This window comes from Billgrantia endophytica, assembly GCF_002879615.1.
GTDB lineage: Bacteria > Pseudomonadota > Gammaproteobacteria > Pseudomonadales > Halomonadaceae > Halomonas > Halomonas endophytica.
This window is the reverse complement of record NZ_PNRF01000046.1, coordinates 15,109-38,250: the sequence shown is the minus strand read 5'-3', so window position 1 is coordinate 38,250 and position 23,142 is coordinate 15,109. Positions and strand designations below refer to the sequence as shown.

Annotated in this window: 22 protein-coding genes; 15 read left to right on the top strand and 7 right to left on the bottom strand. The window is 63.4% G+C overall.

Annotation, left to right across the window (positions count from 1 at the left end):
* Positions 1 to 11 precede the first annotated feature (11 nt).
* On the top strand, positions 12 to 1,217 hold the full coding sequence (locus tag C1H69_RS21650) for a PP2C family protein-serine/threonine phosphatase (protein ID WP_102655463.1): 1,206 nt from the start codon (positions 12 to 14) through the stop codon (positions 1,215 to 1,217).
* Complete coding sequence (locus C1H69_RS21645) at positions 1,204 to 1,713, top strand: STAS domain-containing protein (protein ID WP_102655462.1); 510 nt, start codon at positions 1,204 to 1,206, stop codon at positions 1,711 to 1,713. Before C1H69_RS21650 ends, C1H69_RS21645 begins: the two co-directional genes overlap by 14 nt.
* Positions 1,714 to 1,727: 14 nt before the next feature.
* On the opposite strand, the gene tal is transcribed toward C1H69_RS21645, so the two are convergent.
* Positions 1,728 to 2,681: a transaldolase gene (tal, locus tag C1H69_RS21640; protein ID WP_102655461.1), complete on the bottom strand. Its 954-nt coding sequence runs from the start codon at positions 2,679 to 2,681 to the stop codon at positions 1,728 to 1,730.
* A 154-nt stretch (positions 2,682 to 2,835) separates the two neighbouring features.
* Here tal and C1H69_RS21635 point away from each other — a divergent pair, with 154 nt between their 5' ends.
* The 3 genes from C1H69_RS21635 (at position 2,836) to C1H69_RS21625 (ending at position 5,202) form a co-directional block, all read left to right on the top strand.
* Entirely contained in the window at positions 2,836 to 4,020 is a 1,185-nt protein-coding gene (locus C1H69_RS21635) for a multidrug effflux MFS transporter (protein ID WP_102655460.1), read from the top strand.
* Positions 4,013 to 4,747: a sulfite exporter TauE/SafE family protein gene (locus C1H69_RS21630; RefSeq protein WP_102655459.1), complete on the top strand. Its 735-nt coding sequence runs from the start codon at positions 4,013 to 4,015 to the stop codon at positions 4,745 to 4,747. Before C1H69_RS21635 ends, C1H69_RS21630 begins: the two co-directional genes overlap by 8 nt.
* A 107-nt stretch (positions 4,748 to 4,854) precedes the next feature.
* Complete coding sequence (locus C1H69_RS21625) at positions 4,855 to 5,202, top strand: metalloregulator ArsR/SmtB family transcription factor (protein WP_102655458.1); 348 nt, start codon at positions 4,855 to 4,857, stop codon at positions 5,200 to 5,202.
* A 23-nt stretch (positions 5,203 to 5,225) separates the two neighbouring features.
* On the opposite strand, the gene C1H69_RS21620 is transcribed toward C1H69_RS21625, so the two are convergent.
* On the bottom strand, positions 5,226 to 6,428 hold the full coding sequence (locus tag C1H69_RS21620; RefSeq protein ID WP_102655457.1) for an MFS transporter: 1,203 nt from the start codon (positions 6,426 to 6,428) through the stop codon (positions 5,226 to 5,228).
* A gap of 78 nt (positions 6,429 to 6,506) precedes the next feature.
* Positions 6,507 to 7,592, bottom strand: coding sequence for an ACR3 family arsenite efflux transporter (gene arsB, locus C1H69_RS21615; RefSeq protein WP_102655456.1), 1,086 nt, complete (start codon positions 7,590 to 7,592; stop codon positions 6,507 to 6,509).
* A gap of 182 nt (positions 7,593 to 7,774) precedes the next feature.
* Between arsB and C1H69_RS21610 the strand changes: the two genes are divergently transcribed.
* Positions 7,775 to 8,386, top strand: coding sequence for an ABC transporter ATP-binding protein (locus C1H69_RS21610; RefSeq protein ID WP_102655455.1), 612 nt, complete (start codon positions 7,775 to 7,777; stop codon positions 8,384 to 8,386).
* Positions 8,383 to 9,186, top strand: coding sequence for an ABC transporter permease (locus tag C1H69_RS21605; protein WP_102655454.1), 804 nt, complete (start codon positions 8,383 to 8,385; stop codon positions 9,184 to 9,186). Before C1H69_RS21610 ends, C1H69_RS21605 begins: the two co-directional genes overlap by 4 nt.
* A 104-nt stretch (positions 9,187 to 9,290) precedes the next feature.
* On the opposite strand, the gene C1H69_RS21600 is transcribed toward C1H69_RS21605, so the two are convergent.
* Positions 9,291 to 10,478 (bottom strand): acetyl-CoA C-acyltransferase, encoded by a 1,188-nt coding sequence (locus C1H69_RS21600; RefSeq protein WP_102655453.1) that lies wholly within the window; start codon positions 10,476 to 10,478, stop codon positions 9,291 to 9,293.
* A 129-nt stretch (positions 10,479 to 10,607) separates the two neighbouring features.
* Here C1H69_RS21600 and C1H69_RS21595 point away from each other — a divergent pair, with 129 nt between their 5' ends.
* From C1H69_RS21595 to C1H69_RS21580, 4 genes are all read left to right on the top strand, one after another.
* On the top strand, positions 10,608 to 11,195 hold the full coding sequence (locus C1H69_RS21595) for a TetR/AcrR family transcriptional regulator (protein WP_102655452.1): 588 nt from the start codon (positions 10,608 to 10,610) through the stop codon (positions 11,193 to 11,195).
* A gap of 195 nt (positions 11,196 to 11,390) precedes the next feature.
* On the top strand, positions 11,391 to 13,061 hold the full coding sequence (locus C1H69_RS21590; protein WP_102655451.1) for an AMP-binding protein: 1,671 nt from the start codon (positions 11,391 to 11,393) through the stop codon (positions 13,059 to 13,061).
* A gap of 169 nt (positions 13,062 to 13,230) precedes the next feature.
* Positions 13,231 to 13,998, top strand: a complete 768-nt coding sequence (locus C1H69_RS21585; protein WP_102655450.1) for an SDR family NAD(P)-dependent oxidoreductase — start codon at positions 13,231 to 13,233, stop codon at positions 13,996 to 13,998.
* Between the two features lie 164 nt (positions 13,999 to 14,162).
* On the top strand, positions 14,163 to 15,971 hold the full coding sequence (locus C1H69_RS21580) for an acyl-CoA dehydrogenase C-terminal domain-containing protein (RefSeq protein WP_102655449.1): 1,809 nt from the start codon (positions 14,163 to 14,165) through the stop codon (positions 15,969 to 15,971).
* Between the two features lie 82 nt (positions 15,972 to 16,053).
* Here the strand turns inward: C1H69_RS21580 and C1H69_RS21575 are convergent, their stop codons facing one another.
* Positions 16,054 to 17,112, bottom strand: coding sequence for an alpha/beta fold hydrolase (locus tag C1H69_RS21575; RefSeq protein WP_102655448.1), 1,059 nt, complete (start codon positions 17,110 to 17,112; stop codon positions 16,054 to 16,056).
* The gene (locus C1H69_RS21570) at positions 17,109 to 17,411 is read right to left on the bottom strand and encodes a winged helix-turn-helix domain-containing protein (protein WP_102655447.1); all 303 of its coding nucleotides are present in this window, start codon (positions 17,409 to 17,411) and stop codon (positions 17,109 to 17,111) included. The genes C1H69_RS21575 and C1H69_RS21570 overlap by 4 nt, the downstream gene beginning before the upstream one ends.
* Before the next feature lie 319 nt (positions 17,412 to 17,730).
* Here C1H69_RS21570 and C1H69_RS21565 point away from each other — a divergent pair, with 319 nt between their 5' ends.
* Positions 17,731 to 17,991, top strand: a complete 261-nt coding sequence (locus tag C1H69_RS21565; protein ID WP_102655446.1) for a hypothetical protein — start codon at positions 17,731 to 17,733, stop codon at positions 17,989 to 17,991.
* 42 nt (positions 17,992 to 18,033) lie between these two features.
* Here the strand turns inward: C1H69_RS21565 and C1H69_RS21560 are convergent, their stop codons facing one another.
* The gene (locus C1H69_RS21560) at positions 18,034 to 18,495 is read right to left on the bottom strand and encodes a DUF721 domain-containing protein (RefSeq protein ID WP_165789557.1); all 462 of its coding nucleotides are present in this window, start codon (positions 18,493 to 18,495) and stop codon (positions 18,034 to 18,036) included.
* 120 nt (positions 18,496 to 18,615) lie between these two features.
* Here C1H69_RS21560 and C1H69_RS21555 point away from each other — a divergent pair, with 120 nt between their 5' ends.
* From C1H69_RS21555 to argJ, 3 genes are all read left to right on the top strand, one after another.
* Positions 18,616 to 18,993 carry a hypothetical protein gene (locus C1H69_RS21555; protein WP_240610042.1) on the top strand — a complete coding sequence of 126 codons (378 nt, stop codon included), beginning with the start codon at positions 18,616 to 18,618 and terminating at the stop codon, positions 18,991 to 18,993.
* Between the two features lie 86 nt (positions 18,994 to 19,079).
* Positions 19,080 to 21,818: a preprotein translocase subunit SecA gene (gene secA / locus C1H69_RS21550; RefSeq protein WP_102655444.1), complete on the top strand. Its 2,739-nt coding sequence runs from the start codon at positions 19,080 to 19,082 to the stop codon at positions 21,816 to 21,818.
* A gap of 20 nt (positions 21,819 to 21,838) precedes the next feature.
* Positions 21,839 to 23,068, top strand: a complete 1,230-nt coding sequence (gene argJ, locus C1H69_RS21545; RefSeq protein WP_102655443.1) for a bifunctional glutamate N-acetyltransferase/amino-acid acetyltransferase ArgJ — start codon at positions 21,839 to 21,841, stop codon at positions 23,066 to 23,068.
* The last annotated feature ends 74 nt before the right edge of the window (positions 23,069 to 23,142 follow it).

Below are 23,142 nucleotides of genomic sequence, written 5' to 3'. Positions count from 1 at the left end.
GGCCTGATCCCATGGATGCATCCAAGCCGTTGATTGGCGTACTCGATGAGCCTGGCGCGTATCGCGATGCCTTGGCCGATACCATCGCCCGTGATGGCTTGGCGGTCCTGGCCGCCGAAAGGCTGGAAGATCTGCCGACAGGCACGTCATTGATTGTCGCCCATGCACGAGCGGTGCCGAGTCTGGAATGGTCCAGCTTGACCGAGCGCCTGCCCACGGTGGTGGTCAGTGACTCGCGGCTCGATGCGGACCTGTTGACAGCCGTGGATGTAGGCCTGGTGGATTACGTCGTCGAGCCCATGCTGCATGGTCAGCTGCTGAGGCGTATGATCCGCAAGGCCATTGAGCTGCGATGCCTGGAAGATGAGCGAACCCGTGATCGGGAACACCTGGCCGAGCTCAACGAGCATCTGGAAGAGCTCAATGAGAGCCTGGAGACCCACCTTGCCCTGTTGCGGCTTGATCAGCAGGCGGGCGGTCAGATCCAGCGCAAGCTGCTGCCGCCCCATCCCCAGACACTGGGCGGGGTGACCTGTGACTACTGGTTGGTGCCTTCGCTCTACCTGTCCGGCGATTTCCTCGATTTCCAGCGTTTTGACGACCGCTACACGCTCTTGTACTTTGCCGATGTGTCGGGTCACGGCGCCTCGTCGGCGTTCGTTACGGTGCTGCTCAAGTACCTCTGCAATCGCTGGCTGAGCGAATGGGATGGCAAGAACCCCGACCAGCTTCCAGCCCAATGGCTGACGGCCTTGAACCAGGAATTGCTGGATACCGGAATCGGCAAGCATGCCACTCTGTTCGTTGCGGTCATTGACCATCGCGATCACTGGCTTCACTATTCGCTGGGCGCTCAGTTGCCCAAGCCTCTGCTGGTGGCTGACGGGAAAGTCATGGAGCTTCCCGGGGAAGGCATGCCGGTGGGGTTGTTTCGAAATGTGGAGTATCCACGTTTGAAGTATAGGTTGCCGTCGAACTTCAGGTTATGGTTGTGTTCGGATGGAGTATTGGAGTGCCTGCCGGGCGATACGCTCGACATGCGGCTCAGGGAGCTCGAGCAACGTGTTCTGACCTGTGCGACGCTGGAGCGACTTCGAGACAGCCTGGCCTTGAACGCCCCCCGGGATATCGTCACGGAAGGGGAGCACAGCGGCGAGGAACTGCCCGACGACCTGACCATCATGATGTTGAGTGGATTTGGCGATGATCACGAATGAAGGCCGTGTCAAAGCGGCGTTCGAATCAGGCGTTTTCGTACTGAAGCTTTGCGGCGACGTGCGGCTGACGCTCTGTGCCACGCTGGATACCCAGGCTCAGCAACTTGCCGAGACGCCTGGGCTGCAATCCCTGATTGTCGATCTGCGCGAGGCCACCAACGTGGATTCCACCGCCCTTGGTTTCCTGGCCAAGGTGGCCATGGCCGTCAAGGACAAGATCGAGCACAAGCCGACCATCGTGGTCCATCACCCCGATGTCCAGCGAATGCTGGAAGTCATGGGGTTTGCACAGTTCTTTACCCTGCTCGAAGCGCCCATCACCGAGGCTTGCGCGTTGTGCGACCTACCCGAGATCCCGGCAGATATCGAAGCGACCCGCCAACGTATCCTCGAGGCTCATCGCATACTGATGCGCATGAACGAACACAACCGTGAACAGTTCCAGCCTCTCGTGGAGATGCTCGAGGCCCAGGAAGCGGCCTCGCAGCATCATTGAGCTTACGCCCGGATTCAGTTGGCTTGGCTCACGTCCTGTCTCAATTCACCGAGCAGCTTCTCGAGCTTGCGCTGGTCGGCCGTAAACTTGCGTATCCCTTCGGCCAGCTTCTCGGTGGCCATGGCATCCTCGTTCATCGCCCAGCGGAACTCCGCTTCATCCTGGGGTTCCGGAGCCGACGTCTCGGCATCGATCGGCATCAGGCGCCGCTCCAGCCTGCCATGGGTTTCCGACAGCTCGCCAAGCAGGGCAGGGGAGATGGTCAGGCGATCGCAGCCCGCCAGTGACTGGATCTCCCCAATGTTGCGGAAGCTGGCCCCCATGACAATGGTGCGGTAGCCATGGCCCTTGAAGTGTTCATAGATGCGCCTGACCGACCTGACGCCGGGGTCCTTGTCGCCAGAGAAGTCGGTATCGGGCGCCTGCGCCTTGTGCCAATCGAGGATGCGGCCAACGAAGGGCGAGACGAGTGTTACCCCGGCATCGGCGCAGGCCTGGGCCTGGGCGAAGCTGAACAGCAAGGTAAGGTTGGTGCGAATGCCTTCCCGCTCCAACTGCCGGGCGGCGCGGATGCCTTCCCAGGTTGCCGCGACCTTGATCAGGATGCGGTCGGACGTGATGCCATGTCGTGCGTAGCGCTCGATCAGTGAGCGCCCTCTGGCCAGGCTGGCATCGGCATCGAAAGAGAGCCGGGCACTGATTTCGGTGGAGACGTAGCCCGGAACCAGCCCGGCTATTTCGCTGCCGATCTCCACGGCCACGGCGTCCAGGGCATCGTCGATGTCAGTCGATTGTCGGGCTATGTCCGCCAGTCGCGAGCGCCAGCCCTCCTGTTGGGCCGCCTGAAGGATGAGCGAGGGATTGGTCGTTGCGTCCTGGGGAGAGTAGCGACGAATGGTTTCGATATCGCCGGTGTCTGCCACCACGGTGCTCATTTCCTTGAGTTGTGCAAGCAGATCATCTGACATGGGGTGGGACTCCTGGGCAGTGAGGATAGGATCACTTTATCAAGAGGCCGGGACCGGTGACAGACTTCATCGGAGCGCCACGGCAAGCTGACCCCACTTGGGCTATCATTAGCGGCCTAGCTTTTTCGTGCCATTCCAAATCATCGGAGCCTCCTTGAACCTCAACCCTAGACGTGTGGCGCTGCTGGTGGCGGCCAATACGGCGCTGGCGCCCTTCGCCATCGATGCCTATCTGCCGGCCATGTCCGCACTCGCTGACAGCATCGGCGCCAGCATCCACCATACCGAGCTGTCGATCAGTGTCTTCCTGGCCGGTTTCGCCATCGGTCAACTGCTTTTCGGGCCCCTGTCCGACCGGTTGGGGCGCAAGCCGGTCCTGCTGGGCGGCCTCGTCGTGTTCCTGCTTGCCAGCCTCATGATCACCACCATCGGCTCCTTGCCCGAGCTGCTTGTCTGGCGCTTCGTTCAGGCACTGGGTGGGGGGGCCTGCGTGGTCAATTCGGCAGCCATCGTGCGTGACTGCTTCAGTGGCCGCGAGGCGGCGAGCGTCATGTCGACCATGGTCATGATCATGATGCTGGCACCGTTGGTGGCGCCGGTCGTGGGAAGCGGGCTGCTCTATCTCGCCGACTGGTGGCTGATCTTCGTTTTCCTGGCTGTCTATGCGGCCTTCCTGCTGTGGCTGATGGGCACCCGGCTGCCGGAGACCCGCGATCCAAGCCTTCCGGCAGCCTCGTTGCGTCAGGTCCTGGCCAACTATGCGAGCGTGCTGCGCCATCGGGAAGGAATGGGGTATATCTGTGCCGTGGCCGCTTCGTTTGGCGGCCTGTTCGCGTTCATAACCGCATCACCCTTTATCTATCTGGAATACTTCGGTCTCTCGCCAGCCATGTACCCGGTGGTCTTCGGGGCGAACGTGATAATGATCGCGCTCTCCAATCGGCTGAATATTCATCTGCTGGACCGGCGTTCGCCCCAGCAGAATCTCCATCTTGGCCTTACCGTTCAACTGGTTGCTGCCGCTTCACTGGCACTGGCGGCGGCGGCGGGGCTCGCCTCGTTGCCGGTGGTGGTGGTAACGGTGATGGTGTATGCCGGCATGATCGGCCTGATCACCCCCAATGCCATGTCGGCGTTGCTCGATCATTTCGGGCATATGAGTGCGACGGCAACGGCATTGATGGGTGGCATCAAGTTCGGGTCCGCCGCCTTGGCCGGGGTGATGGTGGGGGCCCTGGAGATTGCCAGCCTGTGGCCCATGGTACTGACCATGTTGGCGGCATCGCTGATCGGCAACCTGGGGCTGCGTCGCCTGTCGGGCAATCCGGTCCATGCCTGACGCGCTGTTGGCATGGATCGACATGGACCTGGTGGTGTGGCTGGGTTGTGCGCTGGTATTGATGCTGGGTGCTTTCGTGCAGCGAGCCACCGGTTTCGGACTGGCAGTGATAGGAGCGCCGCTGCTGCTGATGCTGGAGCCGCGTCTGGTGCCGGTCATCCTGGTGCTGTTCGGGTTCATGGTGTCACTGTTGATGGTGCGCCACTATCGTCATGAGGTACGTATCGGCGAGATAGGCATGGCACTGGTGGGACGGCTGCCCGGTAACGGGTTGGGCCTGTGGCTGCTGCTGACCGCCCCCATGGTGGTGCTGGAGAAGCTGATAGCCGCCAGCGTACTGTTTGCCGTGGCAGTGACCTTGTGTCGATGCCGCCTGCCGGTCAACCGCGCCACCCTGTTTGGCGCGGGGGTACTGTCAGGCATCTTCGGCACCGTGGCCGCCATCGGGGGGCCGCCCTTGGTTCTACTGTTGCATGGGCTTTCGCCGGACCGCCTGCGCGGTAACCTGTCCGCCTTCTTCATCATCACGTCATTGCTGACGCTGGCTACCTTGGCGATCGCGGGTCAGGTGGGGACCTGGCACCTGGTGCTGGCGGTCACGCTCCTGCCGGCGGTACTCGTGGGAAATGCATTGGCCGATCGTATCGCCCATCGACTCGACCGGCACGTCTTGCAGGGGGCATCGCTGTCGCTGTGTACCCTGGCGGCACTGGGCCTGTTGATCTGATGGCGCGCTTCCATCCGGCCAGGATGGTGCCACTGCCCATCCGAGCCATGGTTTCGGTATCATGAGAATCTGTTCTTGTCTTGATGGCATCAAGGAAAGCCTTACCCATGATTGAGGCATCCCGTCTGTTCAAGTGTCTTGGCGATGAGACGCGCCTGACCGTGACATTATTGATCCGTCGCGAAACGGAACTTTGCGTTTGCGAGATGACCCATGCCCTCGGGCAATCCCAACCCAAGGTGTCGCGGCACCTGGCCCAGCTGCGTGAATATGGGCTGTTGCAGGATCGCCGCGATGGCCAGTGGGTATACTATCGACTGGCCGATGGTCTGGCTTCTTGGGTAGTGGCCACACTCGATGCCGCAGAAGCTGGCGAGGCCTCTCGCCTGGATACCCTGCAAGCGCGTCTGCAAGGCATGGGCAATCGTCCGGAGCGGCGTGCCGTACTCTGCTGAACGGTAGCTGGCTGCCGCTGGTCTCATTCCTGTCGTAGCGGTGCGGGCACCGGATTGGCTAGCCTGCGTAACGCCCACAGCCCAAGAATCGGCCCCGGCAGTAGCCACCACAGCACCCAGGTTCCCTGCATTGCCCAGAGCGAAGTCGTCAGCGAAATGGCGGGAATCGTCAGGGCAAAGCCCACTGCGTTCATCACTGCCAGGGTCGAGCCGACGCGTTCACGCGGTGCCGTCTCGGCGGCCAAGGCGGAGAACTGCGGAGAGTCGGCAATCACCGTCAGCCCCCAGAAGGCCAGTAAGATCAGCAATAAACCGGGCGGCGCCCAGGCCAGCAGTGGGTAGGCCAGGCAGATCGCGCCGGAAGCCATCAGCGCCCAGCGCGCCACCCATAGGCTGCCCAGGCGCCGACTCACCAGGCCGCCGCCGACACAGCCCACCAGCCCTAGCGCAATGATGCCGAACGAGAGCCAGGCCACCAGATCGGTGGAGGCCGCCAGCCGTTCGATTTCGCGATAGACCAGGAACGGCGTGAGCATCCAGAAGGCGTAGAGCTCCCAGCAGTGGCCGAAATAACCGCCGGCCACGGCGCGAAAACGCCCCTCTCCCAGGGCTGCCAGGCCTTCGGCCAGGCGTACCCTGCCAGCCGGCGGCGGTAGGTGGGGGCCGTCACCCAAGGCGTGGACCATGGCGCCACCCAGCAACGCGAGCATCGAGGCGCCAAGCAGCGGCCACTCCCATGGCATGCCCAGGGTGCTCCCCCGCAAGAGATGTGGCAGGGCAGTGCCCAGGGTCAGCATGCCTACCAGCCAGGAGAGCGCGGCCCCGGTGTGCTTGGGTGTCCAGCCGATCACCAGCTTCATGCCCAGTGGGTAGATGCCGGCCAGGCACAGCCCGGTGGCGAAGCGCAGCAGCAACGCCAGGGGCAAGTGTGCTGCAGTCAGTATGAAGCCGGCGTTGATCAGCGCCCCCAACAGACACGAGGCCGCAAAGATGCGGCTGGCGTGGAAACGGTCGGCCAGCCCGGTAGTGGCGATGAACAGGGTGCCGCAGATGAAGCCCGCCTGTACGGCGAGCGTCAGCCGCCCCAGGTCGACCTCGGAGAAACCGAGATCATGCGAGAGAGACAGTCCAACGCCGTTGACGCTGAACCAGAGTGACGTGCCGCATAGCTGGGCCAAGACGATGATGGCCAGGGGATGGCGTTGCCAAAAGGAGTTCTTGTTCATTGCCGGATCGTCGCCCCAGCGGGGCGACAAGGCAAGCGGGAGTTTCGGCTAGTCGCTCCTGCACTCAATGGCCATGATTCAACCCCTGGCCTCGCTGGGGGCCGGGAAATGGTGGCGGGTCTTGTTGGCGATGCGCACCAGGGCCAGCATCAGCGGTACCTCCACCAGCACCCCCACCACGGTGGCCAGCGCCGCGCCGGACTGCAGGCCGAACAGCGCGATGGCAGCGGCCACCGCCAGCTCGAAGAAGTTGCTGGCGCCGATCATGGCGCCGGGAGCGGCCACGTTGTGCGGTACCTTCCAGGCCTTGGCCCAGCCATAGGCAATGAAGAAGATCAGCACGGTCTGGATAATCAGCGGAATGGCGATCAGCACGATGTGCAGCGGGTTGTTGAGTATGACATCGCCCTGAAAGGCGAACAGCAGCACCAAGGTGATGATAAGGCCGATGGGAGTGATCGGTCCGACCCGCTTCATGAAGACGTTGTCATACCACTCGATACCGCGCCGGGCGATCAGGGTACGCCTCGTCAGGTAGCCGGCCGCGAGAGGGATGACGATGTAGAGAAAGACCGAGAGTGCCACGGTATCCCAGGGCACCTGGATGTTGGAGATGCCAAGCAGGAGCACGACGATGGGGGCGAAGGCGAACAGCATGATCAAATCGTTGAGCGCCACCTGCACCAGGGTATAGGCGGCATCTCCTCGGGTCAGGTAGCTCCACACGAAGACCATGGCGGTGCAGGGTGCGGCACCGAGCAGGATCGCCCCGGCCAGATACTGGCTTGCCAGCGGTTCGGGAATCAGCGGGCGGAACAGCACCATCAGGAAGAACCAGGCGATGGCGAACATGGTGAAGGGCTTGATCAGCCAGTTCACCGTGGTAGTGATGACGAGTCCCTTGGGCTGGCGGCGCACGCCGAGCACGGCGGCGAAGTCGATCTGCGCCATCATCGGGAAAATCATCGCCCAGATCAGGATCGCCACCGGTATCGATACCTGGGCGACTTCGAAGCGCGAGAGGGTTTCGGGCACCGCCGGGGAAACCTGGCCTAGCAGCACACCGGCCACGATGGCCAGTGCCACCCACACGGAGAGATAGCGTTCGAACAGGCCCATGCCTTCGGTTGGCGAAGGCGCTTGGGTGTCCTGATGTGACGTCATTTCGTTATCCGAAGGGTAAGAAGGAAGTGATTGAAGATAGAATCGGTGGCGTAACCTAGGCCTGGTGATCCAATATATATGGATTTCCATATATATACAATCGAGAGGTGGAATGGTGTCGACCTGCCAGCCTTTCGAGTCCGCGCCACTGTAACTCTTTTCCACATAGCGGGGAGGCGCCCTTGTCTCGCAAGTGTCTGCGGCTCGACCGCGTTGCCATCGGCGAGCTGGCCGAGGTGGGCCTTGCCGTCGGTCCCGGTGAGATCGTCTGTTTATCCGGCGCCAGTGGCTCGGGCAAGAGCCGCCTGCTGAGAGCCGTTGCCGACCTCGAGCCCCATGAGGGAGAGGTATGGCTGGGTGGCCAGGCCCAGTCGGATACGCCAGCCCATCGCTGGCGGCGTCAGGTGATGCTGGTTCCCGCGGAAAGCCAGTGGTGGGCCGACCGGGTGGACGAGCACTTTCCCGAGCGGATTGACGACGACGATCTCGAGTCGCTCGGCCTCGAGCCTGAGGTGATGTCGTGGCAGGTCGGCCGGCTCTCGTCGGGAGAAAAGCAGCGGCTGGCGCTGCTGCGCGGCCTCGGTCGTCAGCCCGCTGTCCTGCTGCTGGACGAGCCCACCGCCAACCTCGACGAAGCCACCACCCAACGGGTCGAGACCTGGTTGCTGACGAAGGTGCGTATCCTTGGCCGGCCGGTGCTCTGGGTGGCCCATGACAAGGGGCAAATCGCACGGGTCGCGGATCGTCATCTGCGTATCGACGGCAGCCGGCTGGTGGAGGAGGCGATGGCATGAACGTGATCGAACTCTCCTGGTGGCAGTTGGCGCTCGCGGCCTCAATGGTCGTCGTTCTGGCCGGGTGCACCGCCGTGATGCAACTGGGCATGAGCCGTAGCCTGTTGGTCGCCGCCCTGCGAACCGTCGTCCAACTGTCTCTGATCGGCCTTGTGCTGGAAGCGCTGTTCGCCGCCGAACGCCTCGTCTGGGTTGCGTTGATGGCGTTGGCCATGCTGTTGATCGCCGGGCGTGAGGTGATGGCGCGGCAGAAGCGCCGCTTGCTGGGCGGCTGGACCTTCGGCATCGGCACCCTGTCGATGTTCCTGTCGTCGTTCACCGTCACCGTGCTGGCGTTGACGGTGATCATCGGCCCGGAGCCCTGGTATCGGCCACAGTATGCGATTCCCCTGCTGGGGATGATGCTCGGCAACACCATGACCGGGGTGGCCCTGGCGCTGGATCGGCTCACCGATACCGCCTGGCGGCAGCGGGCGGTGATCGAGAACCGACTGATGCTCGGCGAGCCCTGGCAGTTGGCGATCGGTGACATCCGCCGCGAGGCGATGCGCAGCGGCCTGATGCCGATGATCAACGCCATGGCCGCTGCCGGAGTCGTCAGCCTGCCGGGCATGATGACCGGCCAGATACTGGCTGGCACCTCCCCGGCCCTGGCGGTGAAGTACCAGATTCTGGTGATGCTCAGCATCACCCTGGGTACCGGCTTCGGTACCCTGGCGGCGGTGGCGGTGGGCAGCCGAAGGCTATTCGATTCCCGCGAGCGGCTCAGGCTGGACCGCCTGTCGACGCCGCGCCCGTGAGCAACCGCGCCAGGGCGATCATACGGAACGAAGCAGGAGCTGGAGGCTTCGGCCAACTGGCTCCTGTTCGTCTTGCCCGGGTGAGTGACCCCCAGGCCGATGCCTCAGTCGATCAGCTCGATCGCCACCGCGGTGGCCTCGCCGCCGCCGATGCACAGGCTGGCGATGCCGCGCTTGCCGCCTTTGGTGCGCAGGGCGTGGATCAAGGTGGCAATGATGCGTGAGCCGGTGGAGCCGATGGGGTGGCCCTGGGCGCAGGCGCCGCCGAAGACGTTGACCTTGTCATGGGGGATGTCGAGCCCGTCCATGGCCAGCAGAGTGACCACGGCGAAGGCTTCGTTGATCTCGAACAGGTCGACATCGGCCACGCCCCAGCCGAGCGTCTTCATCAGCTTGTCGATGGCGCCCACCGGGGCGATGGTGAATTCGCTGGGGTGCCGGGAGTGGGTGCTGTGGCCCAGCATCCGCGCCAGTGGCTTGATGCCATGCTTGTCCGCCGCCGCCTGACTCGACAGGATCAGCGCCGAGGCGCCGTCGGAGATGGAGCTGGAGTTGGCGGCGGTGATGGTGCCGTCCTTGGCGAAGGCCGGACGCAGACCGCGGATCTTGTCGAGCTTGGCCTGGAAGGGCTGCTCGTCATGCGCGACCACGGTTTCGCCCTGGCGGCTGGTGACGGTGACCGGGGCCATCTCGGCGTCCAGGTGGCCGGCATTGGTGGCTTCCATGGCCCGCTCCAGCGAGGCAATGGCGAAGTCATCCAGCCGCTCGCGACTGTAGTCACGGGAGCTGGCGACATCCTGGGCGAAGACACCCATCAGCTTGCCGGTCTCGGCATCCTCCAGGCCATCGAGGAACATGTGGTCCTTGAGTTCACCATGGCCCAGGCGGTAACCGGTGCGCGCCTTGGTCAGCACGTGCGGAGCATTGGACATGGATTCCATGCCGCCAGCGAGGATCACGTCGCCGCTACCGGCACGGATCAGGTCGTGAGCCAGCATCGTGGCCTTCATGCCCGAACCGCACAGCTTGTTGATGGTGGTGGCGCCAATACCATCCGGGATGCCGCCCTGGCGCATCGCCTGACGGGCCGGGCCTTGCTTGACCCCGCCGGGCAGCACGCAGCCCATGATGCCCTCGTCGATGACGGAGGGCTGGATGCCGGCACGCTCGATGGCGGCACGAATGGCGGTGGCGGCCAGCTCGGGGGCGGTCATGCTGGACAGGCTCCCCAGCATGCCACCCATTGGGGTACGCGCTGCGGAGAGAAAGACGATATCGGTGGGGCTGCTCATATGCATATCTCCCGAAGTGGTCCGGCGGTCTGACGGAATGGTTGGGCGAGTGTGGATCTTGGCGCGTTGACCTGTCGGCGGGCCTGTGCTTTTCTCAAGGTCAACCAAGCAAGCGCTAGTGTAAACCCGATGAATGTCGTTAACGAGTCCCCACGTCGCAAGGAGTTGACCCGGTTGGCCGCCCAACTGTTCGTTCAGGAGGGCTTCGATCGGACAACGGTACGCATGCTGGCCCAGGAGATGGGCATCAAGTCCGGTAGCCTGTTTCATCATTTCCGCGACAAGCAGGAAATTCTGGCAGCGGTCATCGAGGAGGGTACCCAGAATGCGCTCACCATTGCCCGTCACGCTCTCGAGGAATGTGGCGACACCGCCGAGGCACGGCTGCACGCCATGGCGTGCGCCCATCTCGAAACCCTGTTGACCGACCGCAACGCCCATGTGGTCGCCCTGTATGAATGGCGGCGGCTGGGTGCGGCGGCTCGTGATCACCTCAGCCATTTGCGCGACGCCTACGAGGCGCTGTGGGAGCAGGTCATCGACGAGGCGCTGGATGCCGGCCTGATCCACGGCGATCGTTTCCTGGTCTCACGCTTCGTCATGGGCGCGCTCAACTGGACGGTACGCTGGTACGACCCCGAGGGCCCCCGCAAGCCCGAGGACCTGGCCCATGAATTGATAGCCATGATTACCCCTTCCTCTCACGCTGGCCGATAAGAGGTCGACCAAGGTATAGCCCCTCAGGCCGGCCCGGGGGTTGCTCTGCGGCGGCTTTGCTTCTAGCGTGTACCAAGCGCTTGCTAGGTTGACGCTTACGTCAACTGCATCTATTCAGAAGAGTGGCAAGACAGCTCTGACAGCAACGATACCGCGTCACACGATTGCTATGACAACAAGCCCAGAGGCCAGTACATGAGCACCCAGACCCTTCCCGCGTATGCCGACTTTCTCGAACGGTTCTCCATCGATGAGGCCATCGCCAGGCTCGACGACCATCGCGATGGCAAGTTCAATGCCTTTGAATCCTGCTGTGGCCAGCACCTGAGGGCCGGAAAGGGCGATATCGAGGCGCTGGTTCACGAAGCCGCCGATGGCACGGTGAATCGCATGACCTATGCCGAACTGGATGCCGAGAGCGCCAGGCTTGCCGGGTGGCTTTCGACCCGGGGGCTGGGTGAGGGTGACCGTATCGCCTGCATGCTGCCGCGCTCGCCCGAGCTGCTGGTCGCGGTGCTGGCCACCTGGCGTATCGGGGCGGTCTATCAGCCGCTGTTCACCGCCTTCGGCCCCGATGCCGTCGACTACCGCCTGGGACGTGCCGATACCAGGCTGGTCATCACCGACCATGGCAATCGCTTCAAGTTCGATGGCCTTTCGCAATGCCCGCCGGTATTGGCCGTGGGTGGCCCGAGTGGCGAACATGGCGACGACCTGGATTGGGCCGAGGCCATGACCTGTGCACCGATGACCGGCAAACCGCCGCGGTTGTCGCCCGAGGCCCCGTTCCTGCAGATGTTCACCTCCGGCACCGTGGGCAAGCCGAAGGGGGTCGCGGTGCCGCTTTCCGGCATGCCGGCCTTTGCGCTCTACATGGAGCTGGCCATCGACCTGCGTGAGAGCGACCGTTTCTGGAACATGGCCGATCCCGGCTGGGCCTACGGGCTCTACTACGCCATTGCCGGACCGCTGCTGCTGGGCGTGACCACGCACTTCTGCGAGGCGGGCTTCAGTGCCGATGGGGCGCTCGACTTCATGAAGCGTCACCGCATCACCAATTTCGCCGCGGCGCCCACGGCCTATCGCCTGATGAAGGCTTCCGGCCTGTTCGACAGCGCCCACGAGACACTCGAGCTGCGGGTGGCCAGCTCCGCCGGCGAGCCGCTCAATACCGAAGTCGTGACCTGGGTCGAGCGCTCGCTGGGCTGTCCGGTCATGGACCATTATGGCCAGACCGAAACCGGCATGACCTGCTGTAATCACCATGCCCTGGAACATCCCAAGCACGTGGGTGCCATGGGCGTGCCGATGCCGGGCTATCGCCTGGCCATACTCGATGCCGAATACAACGAGCTGCCCACGGGCGAGCCGGGCGTGCTGGCGGTGGATATCGAGCGCTCTCCCGCGCATTTCTTTGCCGGCTATACCTGGCAGGAGAAACACCCGTTTGCCAACGGCTATTACCTGACCGGTGACGTGGTCATTCGCAACGAGGATGGCTCCTTCCAGTTTGCCGGGCGTGATGACGACATCATCACCACCGCCGGCTACCGGGTTGGGCCCACCGACGTGGAAAACACCGTGATGACCCACCCGGCGGTGGCGGAGTCCGCGGCGGTCGGCCAGCCCGACGAGATTCGAGGTGAAATCATCAAGTCCTATATCGTGCTGCGTGATGGTTTCGAGCCCAGCGACCGGTTGGCCGACGAGATTCGCCAGCAAGTGCGCGAGAGGCTGTCCACCCATGCGTTTCCTCGGGTGATCGAATTCGTCGATATCCTGCCCAAGACGCCCAGCGGCAAGATACAGCGCTTCAAGCTGCGGGCCGACGCCGCCGAGAAGGCCGAAACCGGTGCTGCGCAATGACAGTTGCAGTACAGGTACCTGAAGCGAGAGACACCGGGGGCAGGGCATAGGGGGGGCTTATGCCAGGGATGGCATCAGTAGCGCCCAGGGATGGGTTTACAGCGCCCCTCTTGGTCCTGTCGTCGGAGCAGCCTCGAGCACCTCAGCCATTCAAACTCGGGAATTTGATATGCAAGTGAAGAACCGTACTTTTCTGATCACCGGCGCTGCTTCCGGACTGGGGGCGGCCACCGCCGAGCGCCTCGTTGCCGGTGGCGGCCGGGTGGTGCTGTGCGACCTCAGCGATGCCGTCGAGGCCCATGCCGAGAAGCTTGGCGAGGCCGCCCGCGCACTGCGCGGCGACGTGACCTCGGCCGAGGACATGCAGGCGGCGGTGGATGCTGCCGTAGCGTTGGGCGATGAGGGAGGCCTTGCCGGCGTGGTGCACTGTGCCGGTATCGTCAGCGTGGCCAAGCTGGTCGACCGGGAGGGCAATCCCGCGGACCTGGACGCCTATGCGCGAACCGTGGAGATCAACCTGGTGGGCACGTTCAATGTCATGCGACTCGCTGCAGCCGCCATGGCCAGGAACGAGCCTGGCGAGGATGGCGAACGGGGCGTGATCGTCAACACCGCTTCGGTTGCCGCCTTCGACGGGCAGGTGGGGCAGTGCGCCTATAGCGCCTCGAAGGCCGGCGTGGTGGGCATGAGCCTGCCGGCGGCCCGGGAGCTGTCGCGTCACGGCATCCGTGTCATGTCCATTGCGCCCGGGGTCTTCCAGACACCGATGATGAGCGAGATTCCCGATGAAGCCGCCAGGGCGCTGGCTGCCTCGGTGCCATTCCCCAAGCGCCTGGGTGAGCCGGATGAGTTCGCTCGTCTGGCGGAGCAGATCATCACCAACGCAATGCTGAACGGCGAGGTGATTCGCCTCGATGGCGGCATACGGATGCATTGACAGCCGGGGCGGCAGGCCTGAAGCATACGTCGCATCGCCTTTGGCAGGGCCCGGCAACGGGTATTAAACAAGCGCTTGACTCCGGGTCTCTTGCAGGCTAGTTTCAAACACATGTTTGAAAGCTGCCGTCGCCGTTTTCATTCGACCGACTTCAGGAGATCGAGATGCCCGACTATCAGGCCCCCCTGCGCGACCTGCGCTTCGTGATGGACGAGATGCTGGACTACCCCGCCCACTATGCCCGCCTGCCGGGCGGTGAGGAAGCCTCGCCCGACGTGGTTGCCGCCATTCTTGAAGAGGGCGCGCGTTTCGCCCGTGAGGTGCTGTTGCCGCTCAACCAGAGTGGTGATCAGGAGGGGTGCCTGCTCGAAGGCGGGGAGGTCAAGGCGCCCAAGGGTTTCAAGGCCGCCTACGAGCAGTACGTAGAGGGTGGTTGGCCGAGCCTGGCCGCAGCGCCTGAGCATGGCGGCCAGGGCCTGCCGCACTCCTTGGCCATGGTGCTCAATGAAATGGTCTGCTCCACCAACCTGGCCTGGGGCATGTATCCGGGGCTCTCCCATGGCGCTGCCGATGCACTGCGCCACCATGGCACCGAAGAGCAGCAGGCCACCTACCTGACCAAGCTGGTCGAAGGCGTGTGGACCGGTACGATGTGCCTGACCGAACCGCACTGTGGTACCGACCTGGGCCTGATCAAGACCCGCGCCGTACCCACGGCCGATGGCGCCTATGACATCATGGGCACCAAGATATTCATTTCTGCCGGGGACCATGACCTGGCCGAGAACATCGTTCATCTGGTCCTGGCGAAGCTGCCGGATGCACCCGAGGGTTCCAAGGGTATCTCCCTGTTCGTGGTGCCGAAGTTCCTGCCCGATACCGATGGCAACCCGGGTGAGCGGAACGGCGTCTCCTGCGGCTCTCTCGAGCACAAGATGGGTATCCACGGCAACGCCACCTGCGTGATGAACTTCGATAGTTCACGGGGCTATCTGGTGGGGCCGCCGAACAAGGGTCTGGCCTGCATGTTCACCATGATGAACGCCGCTCGCCTGGGCGTCGGCATCCAAGGGCTGGGCCTGACCGAGGCGAGCTTCCAGAATTCGCTCGCCTACGCCAGGGACCGCCTGCAGATGCGTGCGCTATCCGGCCCCAAGGCGCCCGAGAAGCCCGCTGATCCGATCATCGTCCATCCTGACGTGCGTCGCATGTTGCTGACCCAGAAAGCCTTCGCGGAAGGCGGTCGCATGCTGGTGCTCTATACCGCCCAGATGCTGGATCTCGTCGAGCATGGTCGGGATGCGGCCGAGCGCGAGCAGGCCGACGTCTTGCTGGGCCTGCTGACGCCCATCGTCAAGGCATTCCTCACCGAGGTGGGCTTCGAATCCACCAACGAAGGCGTCCAGATTTTTGGTGGCCATGGCTTCATCAAGGAGTGGGGCATGGAGCAACTGGTGCGCGATGCCCGCATCACGCGCCTCTATGAAGGGACGACCGGCATCCAGGCCCTCGACCTGCTGGGTCGCAAGGTGCTGATGAGCCAGGGCGAGACACTGAAGGTCTTCACCAAGCGGATCCACAAGTTCTGTCAGGCGGAAGAGGATGGCGAACTGGCCGAATTCACCGGGCCGCTGGCCAAGCTCAACGCCGAATGGGGCGAGCTGACGATGGGTGTGGGCATGAAGGCCATGCAGGATCGTGAGGAAGTCGGTGCGGCCAGCGTCGATTACCTGATGTACTCCGGCTACGTCACCCTGGCCTACCTCTTTGCCCGCGCGGTGAAGCAGGCCAAGGCGGCCCTGGCGGCAGGTACCGACGAGGCCGCTTTCTATGAAGCCAAGATCAATACCGCGCGATTCTACTTCCAGCGGCTGCTGCCGCGCACCCGGGCCCACGCCGCCATGATCCAGGCCGGCGCGGCGCCGCTGATGGCTCTCTCTTCCGAAGACTTCGGCCTCGGCTTCGAAATCTGATCGGACCAGGCATCTCTCTCGGTCAGTTGTCTGACCGGTGGTTCGCGGCGGGCCTTGCCCGCCGCTTTTTTTCGCGCTTCCTTCAACCATTGCACAGCGCCTTCCGGGCCTTGTCGCGTGTCACTTCCTTGCTGGAGGGGAGGGGGGCTGCCGGGTCTACCAGCCAGGCGGCAATATCCTCCTCGGTACGCTCCCGCCGGGTGTAGCGGGTCAGCATATGGAAACCCCCGGGATAGAGGGCCATTCGCCAGCCGGCGCCTGTGGCCGGGTCCGGCAAGCGTTCGAGCAGGGTGCAGAGCGCTCCTGCGGGAATGACCTGATCGTCATCACCGTAGAGAATCAGCGTTGGGCCGGGGAGGGAGCCTGACGCCTCCAGGGCGAGGCCCATGGTCTGGGTCAAGCCGTCCAGCGTATCGATACGGGCGCTGCGCAGAAGGAGGGGATCCCGGGCCAGTTGACGCATGATCTCCTCATCATCCGTCGGCTCTATGCCGAGCCGGCGTGTGGTTCGTGCGGAAAAGGAGACCTGGGGCATCAGGCGAACGCCTACCCACAAGCCCAGGCGCTGGTACCAGGGCATGATCTCTTTCCCCCATATCGCGGGAGCGATCAGAACGCTACCGTCGACCGGTGGTGGGGTATCGCCGGTCAGGGCAAGGATGACGATTGCGGCTCCCATGCTCTTGCCGACCAGGTGTAGCGGCGTGTCGGGATGACGGTCACGAAGCAGCTTGGCGACCATGGTGACGTCATCGCTGAGCCGCTGGTGGTCAGGCCAAAGCCGGCGCTGTTCGGTAGTGCCGAACCCGCGCTGGTCGTAGGCATAGACTTCGATACCTTGTGACGACAGGGCGCCGGCCAGCACCCCGAAGCTGCCGGCATGGTCATTGAAACCGTGCACTGCCAATACCACCGTGGTGGGTTCGCCCTTGGCGGGCCAGTGGCGAAGGGGCAGCCGGTAGCCATCATCCGCTACCACCTGATAGGAGGAAAAGCTGGCTTCTTCAGCGCCTGGTCCAGGTATCTGCAGGTTGGCACGGCTGGCGCAACCGGTCGCCAGTACCAGCAGCACGACTGCGAGAAGCAGCGCGACATGACGCCGTGGCAAGGGTGCTGTACAGGCCGGAAAACGACGGCTCATGGCATGGCGGGGTAGCCGAGAGCCTCGCGGATTCGGTCGGCATGGGTAGACACCCACTCCGGGTCGATGGGCCCCCAGTCACGAATGACGTAGCGGCCGATATTGTGGCGCTCGCCCTCGTCGCGTTCGAACTCACAGTGAATATCCAGCTCTTCCAGGGCCGACAGGGTGTCCTGGGCGGTTCGCCTTGGCATCCCGGTGGTGGCGGTGATGGCCGGCACGCTGGTGATGCCTGTCCTGATCAGGTGCGCGAGGTAAAGGCGACGATAGAAGCTGGATTGGGTCTTGCTGAGTGACATGAGGCATTTCCTGGAGTTCACGTGTCTTGGCCTGCCGAGATCCGGGGGCGGATGAACCAGCGTCGGGTTCGATTCAGCCATTGGCCACGACGCCTGTTCCGCCCTCGGCTACAGGATAGCCTCGCGCAGAGGGAAGTCCCACCCAGGAGAGCGGCGAGCGCTGGTGGAAGGTTGGCTGTCAAAAGTGGGCGACGGAAAGAGCGCCGGTTAGAAGGGGCCGGTTTGAAGGGCTACGCTAGTAACGCCCGTGGAATTCATGGGAAAGGACATTGTCGGAAAGGTAGAACGACCGATCAAGCGATACAGGGAGAGTAGAGAGATGACCGTTCAGCATGTGGATTATACCGAGCTGCTCGAGCAGGTGGGACGTTGCATGTTTGGTGAGCGAATGGTGATAGAGCGTGACGGCAAGCGCTTTTCGGCCCGTGTGCAGCATGTCGGTGCCACCGGGGTCAAGGTCATTCCCGAGACGACCCTCGCCGAACACGATGGGGCGCCGGGTGATATCCAGGGCGTGACGGTAGACTTTGCCGATATCCAGGAAGTCGACGTTGGCGGCGTCGTTTATCGGTTGGAATGAGTCGGCCGGCGCAGTCCGGCACTCGCGCAAGCTGGTCCAGTGTCATTCGCGGGGCTGGGCGTGCGATGCGAGCCGCTCCAGGGCGCGCTTGAGTCGCGGGTCCTCGGTGCCGGCGGCGCAGGCGGCGATTTCGTCGGCGGCCGGTGCCGGCAGATTGCGGACGTGACGATCCGGCACCTTGAGAGGACGCACCGGGCGTACCTTGAGGTTGAACCCGGTCACGGCGGCGAATTCCGGCATCTGGTGCAGCAATTCCAGCAGGCGCGCCCGTTCATAGCGCAGCCAGGTCAGCCAGACGGCGCGGTCGGTGATAATCGTCAGCTTCCCTTCGCGAAAACCCCCGACATGGACGTGCTCGCGCACCTCTTCCGGCAGGTGGTCCCGCAGGTGCTGCTGGGCGCGGGCGATCAGCTTCGCCGTGCGCATCAGCGGGGCCAGCTCACCGCCACCGCTCAGCAGTCGAGACATGGGCTGTGCGCGTGAACGCTTAACCTTTATACTCATGGGCTTATTCCCGGGGGCAGAAGGCCTTCTGCAGGTTGCCGATTGCGACCGCGGCAGCTGTCCTGCTGCTACGCCCGTGATGTCGCCAAAGCCTAGCATGCTCGGGAGATCGTCTACAGCATGACCACCGTTCAGCCTCCAGGCCTCGCTACCTCGCCCAGGCAGGGTGGGGCATCGCGTCGCCGCCTGTGTTCGCGCTGGTGGCTGGCCGGCTTGTTGGTCAGCTGCCTGCTGCCGGCTGGGCTGAGCCAGGCGGAGACGCTGCGGTTTGCTGAGCGAGTCGTGCAGACCTGCATCCTCGCTCCGACATTGATGCGCGCCCGCTGCCGCTATGTGGCGCGCCGGCGAGCATTGCCCCACTGGCCTCCACGCCAACCGCTGGCCCTGTCGGCCCGTTCTGGCCCGCGCCGGGTAGCCGTGACATCCCGTCCGCGCTGGGCTGCCGCCCATGACGTCCTGACCCGCCGTGGCCCGCCCGCGGCACGGCTACTTTTCTGATGCTATCGATGCTTGCCGGTGGGAATGGGTGACTCCTGTACCGCATTGCTGCCGGTCGATTGTTACCCGCAGATATTGGACGCTTCATGATCAACTTATTGTTACGCAAGGTCGTCGGTTCCAAGAACGACCGTGAAGTCAAGCGCATGCACCGCCAGGTTGGCCAGGTTGGCGCGCGCGAAGCCGAATACGAGTCGCTTGATGATGCCACCCTGAAGGCGCGAACCGATGAGCTCCGCGAGCGGCTGGCCAAGGGTGAAACCCTCGATAGCCTGTTGCCCGAAGCGTTCGCCACGGTGCGTGAAGCCAGCAAGCGCGTCATGGGCATGCGCCACTTCGACGTGCAGATGGTCGGTGGTATGACCCTGCACCGCGGGCGCATCGCCGAAATGAAGACCGGGGAGGGCAAGACCCTGGTGGCCACCCTGGCGGTCTATCTCAATGCCCTGTCGGGAAAGGGCGTTCACGTCGTGACGGTGAACGACTACCTGGCGCGTCGCGATGCCGAGTGGATGCGACCGCTGTATGAATTCCTGGGGCTGTCGATAGGTACCATCTATGCCGGCCAGACCTCCGAGGAGAAGCGCGCGGCCTATGCCTGCGACATCACTTACGGTACCAACAACGAGTACGGTTTCGACTACCTGCGCGACAACATGGCCTTCTCCCTGGAGGACAAGGTCCAGCGTGGCCTGCACTACGCCATCATTGATGAGGTGGACTCCATTCTCATCGACGAGGCGCGCACCCCCCTGATCATTTCCGGTGCCGTGGACGAGAACACTGAGCTCTACAAGGTGGTCGACCGGCTGGCGGGGCAACTGGTCAAGGGCGAGGTGTCGGAAGACCCGGAGGCTCCCGTCAGCGGCGACTTCCTGCTCGAGGAAAAGCACAAGCAGGTGGAAATCACCGAAAGCGGCCACAACAAGGTCGAGGAGTTGATGCGAGCAGAGGGGCTGCTGGGCGAGGGCGACTCGCTGTACGCCGCGCAGAACCTCAATCTGCTGCAGCACATGCACTCGGCCCTGCGCGCACGGCATCTCTACCATCGTGACGTCGACTATATCGTCGCAGAGAACCAGGTGGTGATCGTCGACGAACATACCGGGCGGACCATGCCCGGCCGTCGCTGGTCCGAGGGCTTGCACCAGGCCGTGGAGGCCAAGGAAGGGGTGCCCGTGCAGCGCGAGAGCCAGACGCTGGCATCGACCACTTTCCAGAACTACTTCCGCTTATACGACAAGCTGGCCGGCATGACCGGTACGGCCGACACCGAGGCCTTCGAGTTCCGCCAGATTTACGGTCTTGACGTGGTGGTGATCCCCACCAATCGGCCCCTGGTTCGCCGTGATCTGAATGATCTGGTCTATCTCTCCGCCGAAGAGAAGTTCGAGGCGATCATCAAGGACGTCAAGGCCGAGACCGAGGCCGGCCGACCGGTCTTGGTCGGTACGGCCTCCATCGAAACCTCGGAATACCTGGCGAACCTGATGCAGCAGGAAGGCCTCGCCTTCAATGTCCTCAACGCCAAGCAACACCAGAGCGAAGCCGAGATCATTGCCCAGGCGGGTCGTCCCGGGGCAGTGACCATTGCGACCAACATGGCCGGTCGTGGTACCGACATCATGCTTGGCGGCAACTGGGAGGCCGAAGTGGCCAAGCTGGACAACCCCAGCGAGGCGCAGATCGAACAGCTGAAAGCCGAGTGGAAGACACGTCACGAGGCGGTGCTTGCCGCCGGCGGTCTGCATGTCATCGGCTCCGAGCGCCATGAATCCCGGCGTATCGACAACCAGCTGAGGGGGCGTGCAGGCCGCCAGGGCGACCCGGGTTCGACTCGTTTCTTCCTCTCGATGGAAGACAGCCTGATGCGCCTGTTCGGCTCCGACCGGGTCCAGCGCATGATGAAGGCCCTGGGGCTCGAGCGTGGCGAGGCCATCGAGCACAAGATGGTCTCCAATGCGGTGGAACGGGCCCAGAAGAAGGTCGAGAGTCGCAACTTCGACGTGCGCAAGCAGCTGCTGGAGTACGACGACGTGGCCAACGATCAGCGCCGGGTCATCTACGAGCAGCGCAACGAGATTCTCGCTGCGGAAGACGTTTCCCTGAACGTGGTGGGGATTCGTGAAGAAGTGCTGGATATGACGATAAACGAGTTCGTGCCGTCCCAGAGTCTGCCTGAGCAGTGGGACCTGCCGGGACTCGAGGAGCACCTGAAGGTCGAATTCAACCTCGATGCGCCGGTTGTGGAATGGGCCGAGCAGGACGACCGCTTCCATGAGGAGCAACTGCGTGAACGGCTCCAGGAGATGCACCGCAAGGTCTACGAGGACAAGATCGAAACGGCTGGCGCCGAGTTGATGCGTCGTTTCGAGAAACAGATCATGCTGCAGGTACTGGATACGCGCTGGAAGGAGCACCTCCAGGCGATGGATCATCTGCGCCGGGGCATTCACCTGCGTGGCTATGCCCAGAAGAACCCCAAGCAGGAATACAAGCGTGAAGCCTTCGAACTGTTCCAGACCCTGCTGACCAATATCAAGTCGGACATTACCCGGGTCACGAGCCATGTCCAGGTGCGTCGCCCGGAAGAGGTCGACGAGCTGGAGCGTCAGCGCCGCGAGGCATTGGAGCGTGAAAAGGCCGCGGCGGACAGCCGTCACGACGACCCGGAAGCCGCGGAAGGCAAGCAGAGCGCCCAGGCACCCCTGCCGGGAACCGATGGTCGACCGATGCGCCGCGAAGGGCCCAAGGTCGGTCGCAATGATCCTTGTCCTTGTGGCTCGGGCAAGAAGTACAAGCAGTGCTGCGGGCAACTGAGCTGACCAGGACAGGAGACGACACGATGGCAGTGGGCGAAACACCCTTTCCGGCAATGCCGGTGATAGACGGACTGCGCCTGGGTTCCGCCAAGGCAGGTATCAAGACGCCTGGACGGCGTGATCTGGTGGTGATCGAAATTCCCCAGGGAGCGCGGGTGGCGGGTAGTTTCACCCGAAACGCCTTCTGCGCAGCGCCGGTCACGGTGGCAAAGGCCCATCTGGCCGCTTGCATCGAACACAACGGGGCCGCTCGCTTCCTGGTGATCAATACCGGGAACGCCAATGCCGGCACGGGTGAGGTGGGCTTGCGGGATGCCCGGAACACCTGTGGTGAGCTGGCCCGCCTTACCGGGGTGGCCGAGGACAGTGTCCTGCCGTTTTCCACCGGGGTAATCGGCGAGCCGTTGCCCATGCAGCGGCTGCTTGGTGGACTGCCGGCTGCGCTTGAGTCTCTGAACGACGGTGCCGAGGCCTGGTTGCAGGCTGGCGAAGGCATCTTGACGACCGATACCCGTCCCAAGGGGGCCAGCGTGTCCCTGCAGATGGGGAATGAAACGGTCACCATCAACGGCATCGGCAAGGGCTCGGGCATGATCAAGCCCAACATGGCCACCATGCTGGCCTTCGTGGCCACCGATGCCGCTATCGAACAGCCACTGCTGGAATCGCTGCTGCACGAAACGGTGGATCGCTCCTTCAACTGCATTACCGTGGATGGCGATACATCCACCAACGACGCCTGCGTACTGATAGCAACGGGCCGCGGCGCTGACGTGGCAAGCGAGGAGCAGGTCGCCATTTTCCGTAACGGCCTGCAGCGGGTCATGACCGAATTGGCCCAGGCAATCATTCGTGACGGCGAAGGTGCCACCAAGTTCGTGACCCTGCAGGTCAACGCTGCGGCAAGCCGGGAGGAAGCACTGGACGTTGCCTTTACCGTGGCCCATTCACCGTTGGTCAAGACGGCGTTGTTCGCCTCCGATGCCAACTGGGGCCGTATACTGGCTGCGGTAGGGCGTGCCCCGGTGAAGGACTTCGACGTCAACCGGGTCGTCATCGACCTGGGGGACATACGCCTGGTGGAACATGGCGGCCGCGCTGCCGGTTACACCGAGGAGGCGGGCAGTCGCATCATGAAAGAGGAAGAGATCACCATCCGCATCGACTTGGGGCGTGGCGCCGAGAGCGCGACGGTATGGACCTCCGACCTGTCCCACGATTATGTCAGCATCAACGCTGACTACCGCAGCTGAGGGCGGTGGCGGCAGACGAACCAACCCCGTGTCGGGTGGACGGTACGGGTCAAGTGGGTAAAGGGTAAATGAGC

Excerpts from the sequence above, each read along its gene's own strand:
- C1H69_RS21605 (WP_102655454.1), top strand. The coding sequence starts at position 8,383 with ATGAACGTGATCGAACTCTCCTGGTGGCAGTTGGCGCTCGCGGCCTCA.
- C1H69_RS21575 (WP_102655448.1), bottom strand. The coding sequence starts at position 17,112 with ATGAGCCGTCGTTTTCCGGCCTGTACAGCACCCTTGCCACGGCGTCAT.
- C1H69_RS21625 (WP_102655458.1), top strand. The coding sequence starts at position 4,855 with ATGATTGAGGCATCCCGTCTGTTCAAGTGTCTTGGCGATGAGACGCGC.
- C1H69_RS21555 (WP_240610042.1), top strand. The coding sequence starts at position 18,616 with ATGACCACCGTTCAGCCTCCAGGCCTCGCTACCTCGCCCAGGCAGGGT.
- C1H69_RS21645 (WP_102655462.1), top strand. The coding sequence starts at position 1,204 with ATGATCACGAATGAAGGCCGTGTCAAAGCGGCGTTCGAATCAGGCGTT.
- C1H69_RS21600 (WP_102655453.1), bottom strand. The coding sequence starts at position 10,478 with ATGAGCAGCCCCACCGATATCGTCTTTCTCTCCGCAGCGCGTACCCCA.
- C1H69_RS21620 (WP_102655457.1), bottom strand. The coding sequence starts at position 6,428 with ATGAACAAGAACTCCTTTTGGCAACGCCATCCCCTGGCCATCATCGTC.
- C1H69_RS21565 (WP_102655446.1), top strand. The coding sequence starts at position 17,731 with ATGACCGTTCAGCATGTGGATTATACCGAGCTGCTCGAGCAGGTGGGA.
- argJ (WP_102655443.1), top strand. The coding sequence starts at position 21,839 with ATGGCAGTGGGCGAAACACCCTTTCCGGCAATGCCGGTGATAGACGGA.
- arsB (WP_102655456.1), bottom strand. The coding sequence starts at position 7,592 with ATGACGTCACATCAGGACACCCAAGCGCCTTCGCCAACCGAAGGCATG.
- C1H69_RS21650 (WP_102655463.1), top strand. The coding sequence starts at position 12 with ATGGATGCATCCAAGCCGTTGATTGGCGTACTCGATGAGCCTGGCGCG.
- C1H69_RS21630 (WP_102655459.1), top strand. The coding sequence starts at position 4,013 with ATGCCTGACGCGCTGTTGGCATGGATCGACATGGACCTGGTGGTGTGG.
- C1H69_RS21570 (WP_102655447.1), bottom strand. The coding sequence starts at position 17,411 with ATGTCACTCAGCAAGACCCAATCCAGCTTCTATCGTCGCCTTTACCTC.
- C1H69_RS21590 (WP_102655451.1), top strand. The coding sequence starts at position 11,391 with ATGAGCACCCAGACCCTTCCCGCGTATGCCGACTTTCTCGAACGGTTC.
- C1H69_RS21580 (WP_102655449.1), top strand. The coding sequence starts at position 14,163 with ATGCCCGACTATCAGGCCCCCCTGCGCGACCTGCGCTTCGTGATGGAC.
- C1H69_RS21560 (WP_165789557.1), bottom strand. The coding sequence starts at position 18,495 with ATGAGTATAAAGGTTAAGCGTTCACGCGCACAGCCCATGTCTCGACTG.
- C1H69_RS21585 (WP_102655450.1), top strand. The coding sequence starts at position 13,231 with ATGCAAGTGAAGAACCGTACTTTTCTGATCACCGGCGCTGCTTCCGGA.
- tal (WP_102655461.1), bottom strand. The coding sequence starts at position 2,681 with ATGTCAGATGATCTGCTTGCACAACTCAAGGAAATGAGCACCGTGGTG.
- C1H69_RS21595 (WP_102655452.1), top strand. The coding sequence starts at position 10,608 with ATGAATGTCGTTAACGAGTCCCCACGTCGCAAGGAGTTGACCCGGTTG.
- secA (WP_102655444.1), top strand. The coding sequence starts at position 19,080 with ATGATCAACTTATTGTTACGCAAGGTCGTCGGTTCCAAGAACGACCGT.